Consider the following 4300-nt stretch of genomic DNA (forward strand, 5'->3'; position numbering starts at 1 on the left):
CGAACCCCGGTGCCGAGGCCATGCCGGTGCCCGAGCCAGCACCGGACGCCGCACCCGCCGAAGGCGCGGCCAGCACGCCGCAATGACGGGCAACTCCCCGAACGTGCCACCTGCGGACGCAGCGGACGCACCGGGCGGTGCCGGGGGCACCTGGCTGGAAAGCGCCGCCTACCCGCCCGCGGTGCGCGGGCTGGCCGTGGCCATCGTCTTGGCACTTGGCGCGTTCGCGGCCTGGTCCGTGCCCGCGCTGCGCGGCGCGCAGTGGTCCTTCACCAGCCTGGCCACCTTCTGCCTGGCCGGGGTGCTGATCGCCTGGGTGGGCTGGTGGATGGTGTTCAGCCGCACGCGCTTCACGGGCGACGCCCTGCTGCAATCGTGGCTGTGGGACAAGAAGGTGCACATTCGCGAAGTGGCCACTTTCAAAATCGTGCACTGGCCCTGGCTGAGCGGCATCGTCGCGCCCCGCATGCTCGTGCGCCGGCGCAACGGCAGCATCGCCTGGGTGCATTCGGCCGACCCGGCCTTGTTGGTGGCCTTCGGCGAGGCGGTGGTGCGGCAGGGCAGCAATCCACAAGCCCGTTCTGAAGACCAGCCCCCGACAGCTCGCTGAAGCGCCGGGCGAAATGCCACCAGCCGCTGCTGCGGTGCGCAGCCAAGGCCGTGGTGCGGCAAGGCGCATGATCCACGCGCCCACGGGGGCGCGACCAGTACCAGGATTCGAACCTTGGAGCCCCTGCTCCCGTTTCAACCCACACATCCCGCGAGGGACGCGACAGACACTCTGCGTTGGTGCTTGCGCACCAGCCAGGCACCCAAAAAAAAGCCGCCGTTCAAACGGCGGCTCGGAGGATTGCGCAGTTACAGCTTCTGCTGCTGCATGAAGCGGTCGAACGTGCCTTCGGTGAAGCGGAACCAGGCGTTCTGGTCGGCCAGGAACTTGGAGTAGTCGGGGTAGATTTTCTTCCACTCGGGGTTGCTGTTGTTCAGGTCCGAGTAGATCTGCTGGGCCGACTTGAAGGCCGCGTTCATCACGTCCTGCGTGAAGGGACGCAGCTTGGTGCCGGAGCCCACCAGTTGCTTGATGGCCACGGGGTTGCGGGCGTCGTACTTGGCGAGCATGGTCACGTGAGCGTGCGAGGCGGCAGCTTCCACCACGGCCTTGTATTCGGCCGGCAGGCCTTCCCAGGCCTTGGTGTTGATGTAGAAGTCCAGCTGCGGGCCGCCTTCCCACCAGCCGGGGTAGTAGTAGAACGGCGCGACCTTGTTGAAGCCCAGCTTCTGGTCGTCATACGGTCCCACCCACTCCAGCGCGTCGATCGTGCCCTTTTCCAGCGCGGGGTACAGGTCGGCACCGGGGATGGACTGGGGGATCACGCCGAACGGCTCCAGCACCTTGCCCGCGAACGGGTTGGTGCGGAACTTGAGGCCCTTCAGGTCGGCGACCGACTTGATTTCCTTGCGGAACCAGCCGCCCATCTGCGCGCCCGTGTTGCCGCCAGGCAGGTTGATGATGTTGTACTTGGCGTAGAACTCGCGCATGAGCTTCAGGCCGTTGCCCTCGTACATCCATGCGTTCATCTGGCGTGCGTTCAGGCCGAACGGCACGGCGCAGCCCAGGCAGAACGTCGGGTCCTTGCCGTAGAAATAGTAGGGGGCCGTGTGGGCCATTTCGACGGAGGCGCTCTGCACGCCGTCCACCACGCCGAAGGCGGGCATCAGCTCGCCGCCGGCATGCACCGAGATCTGGAACTTGCCGCCCGTGGCTTCGCTGACCTTCTTGGAGAACACCTCCGCCGTTCCGTAGATGGTGTCGAGCGACTTGGGGAAGCTCGAAGCGAGGCGCCAGCGGATGTTGGCCTGCGCATGCACTGCAGGGGCCGCGCCCGCGGCCAGCACGCCGACGATGCCGGCGTGCTTGATGATTGAACGACGATCCATGAGGATTGATCTCCGAGATATTGTTGGCAGAACCCGGCGCTGGTGGGCACCGTGCGCCCAGGGCAAGAAACTGTGTGGGCCGAGGACGATTGTAGGAACATGCCCCCTGCGGGTTTTGCGGGTTTTCCCGTGAAAGAACCCACCCGTTTCGCCCATTCAGGGTTCTGCAAGCATCGGGCGCGCGCACTTCGCGGAGATCGACAGCGGGCGCCTCGGGGCCAGGGCATCAGTGCCCGTGCCGCGTTTGCGAAGGCCCACCCACCTCGGGCCGTCTTGGAACGGGTCCGGCGGTCTCAGGCCGCAGTGGACGGTGCCAGGAACCGCGCGCGCACGGCCTGCTCGATGCCCGCCGCATCCAGCCCCTGCAGCGCCAGCAGCCTGGCGGGGTCGCCATGTTCGATGAACGCATCGGGCAAGCCCAGCTGCAGCACCGGCCGCACCACGCCCGCGGCGTTGAGGGCCTCGCACACGGCGCTGCCGGCGCCACCCAGCGTGGTGCCCTCCTCCAGCGTCACCAGGGCCTCGTGGTTCGCGGCCACTTCCAGCAGCAGGGCCGTGTCGATGGGCTTGGCCCAGCGCATGTTGACCACCGTGGCATCCAGCGCCTCGCCCGCCTGCAGCGCGGGGTACAGCAGCGTGCCGAACGCCAGGATGGCGATGCGCCGGCCCTGCGGCGCCGCGCCCGTGCGGCGCACCTCGCCCTTGCCGAACGGCAGCCCTTCCAGGCTGGCCAGGGGCACCACGCCCGCGCCGCTGCCGCGCGGGTAGCGTACGGCCACGGGATGGTCCTGCTCGAAGGCGGTGGTCAGCAACTGGCGGCACTCGCGCTCGTCGGCGGGGCAGGCCATGCTCATGTTGGGAATACAGCGCACGAACGGAATGTCGTAGGCGCCGGCATGCGTGGCGCCATCGGCGCCGACCAGGCCCGCGCGGTCGAGCGCGAACACCACGGGAAGGTTCTGCAGGGCCACGTCGTGGATCAACTGGTCGTAGGCGCGCTGCAGGAAGGTCGAGTAGATCGCCACCACGGGCTTGACGCCCTCGCAGGCCATGCCGGCGGCAAACGTCACCGCGTGCTGCTCGGCGATGCCCACGTCGTAGTAGCGGCCGGGAAAGCGCTTTTCGAACTCCACCAGCCCCGATCCCTCCCGCATGGCGGGCGTGATGCCCACCAGCCGTTCGTCCTTGGCCGCCATGTCGCACAGCCATTGGCCGAAGACCTGGGTGAAGGTCTGCTTCGGGGGCGTGGCGGGCTGCGTCAGGCCCACGCGCGGGTCGAACTTGCCGGGGCCGTGGTAGGCCACCGGATCGGCCTCGGCCAGCTTGTAGCCCTGGCCCTTCTTGGTAACGACGTGCAGGAACTGCGGGCCCTTCAGGCCCTTGATGTTTTCCAGCGTGGGAATGAGCGAGTCGAGGTCGTGCCCGTCGATGGGGCCGATGTAGTTGAAGCCGAACTTCTCGAACAGCGTGGCCGGCACCACCATGCCCTTGGCCTGCTGCTCCAGCCGCTTGGCGAACTCCAGCAGCGGCGGCACGGGCTTGAGCACGGTCTTGCCCACGTTCTTGGCGGCGGCGTAGAAATGGCCGCTCATGAGCTGCGCCAGGTAGCGGTTCAGCGCACCCACGGGCGGGCTGATGCTCATGTCGTTGTCGTTGAGGATGACCAGCAGGTTGGCATCGGCCACGCCGGCGTTGTTCAGCGCCTCGAAAGCCATGCCCGCCGTCATGGCGCCGTCGCCGATGATGGCCACGGCGTGGCGGTTCTCTCCCCGCTGCTTGGCGGCCAGCGCCATGCCAAGCGCGGCCGAGATGCTGGTGCTGGAGTGCGCCGTGCCGAAGGTGTCGTATTCGCTCTCGGCCCGCTGCGGAAAGCCCGACAGCCCGCCGAACTGGCGCAGCGTGCCCATGCGGTCGCGCCGGCCGGTCAGGATCTTGTGGGGATAGGTCTGGTGGCCCACGTCCCACACGAGGCGGTCGCGCGGGGTGTCGAACACAGTGTGCAGCGCCACGGTCAGCTCCACCGTGCCCAGGTTGGAACTCAGGTGCCCGCCGGTCTTGGAGACGCTGTCGAGCACGAAGGCGCGCAGCTCGGTGGCCAGGTCCTTCAACTCGGCGCGCGACAGGCGGCGCAGGTCGGCCGGGTCGTTGATGGTCTGCAGCAGGGGAAAGGAATTCGTGGACATAGGCTATTGTTTGAGGAGCTGCTTGCGCCATGCAGGCAAGCGCTGCAGACCGTTCATTGTGCGGGCCGGTGCGCCGGGGCCACCGGGGAGGTCTGCGGGGATGGCGGCACAGGGCACGCAGCGCGCCGCCATCATCAGTGCGAGCGGTTCACCACCATGTCGGCCAGCGCCGCCAGCGC

General features: G+C 67.9%; 3 protein-coding genes. 1 reads left to right on the forward strand and 2 read right to left on the reverse strand.

Annotated features, from left to right (window positions below):
- The first annotated feature begins 82 nt into the window (after positions 1–82).
- Positions 83–610 (forward strand): hypothetical protein, encoded by a 528-nt coding sequence (locus tag AC27IQ_RS19415; protein WP_487090461.1) that lies wholly within the window; start codon positions 83–85, stop codon positions 608–610.
- Between the two features lie 248 nt (positions 611–858).
- On the opposite strand, the gene AC27IQ_RS19420 is transcribed toward AC27IQ_RS19415, so the two are convergent.
- Together AC27IQ_RS19420 and dxs are read right to left on the reverse strand one after the other, a co-directional pair.
- A complete protein-coding gene (locus AC27IQ_RS19420; protein ID WP_272548513.1) occupies positions 859–1938 on the reverse strand; it encodes a TRAP transporter substrate-binding protein in 1080 nt (359 codons plus the stop codon).
- A gap of 293 nt (positions 1939–2231) precedes the next feature.
- Positions 2232–4121: a 1-deoxy-D-xylulose-5-phosphate synthase gene (gene dxs, locus AC27IQ_RS19425; RefSeq protein WP_487090462.1), complete on the reverse strand. Its 1890-nt coding sequence runs from the start codon at positions 4119–4121 to the stop codon at positions 2232–2234.
- Positions 4122–4300 lie beyond the last annotated feature (179 nt).

It is taken from the genome of Acidovorax sp. KPB24-07 (genome assembly GCF_057543315.1).

Coding starts and splice junctions, on each gene's coding strand:
- AC27IQ_RS19415 (WP_487090461.1), top strand. CDS start 83: ATGACGGGCAACTCCCCGAACGTGCCACCTGCGGACGCAGCGGACGCA.
- AC27IQ_RS19420 (WP_272548513.1), bottom strand. CDS start 1,938: ATGGATCGTCGTTCAATCATCAAGCACGCCGGCATCGTCGGCGTGCTG.
- dxs (WP_487090462.1), bottom strand. CDS start 4,121: ATGTCCACGAATTCCTTTCCCCTGCTGCAGACCATCAACGACCCGGCC.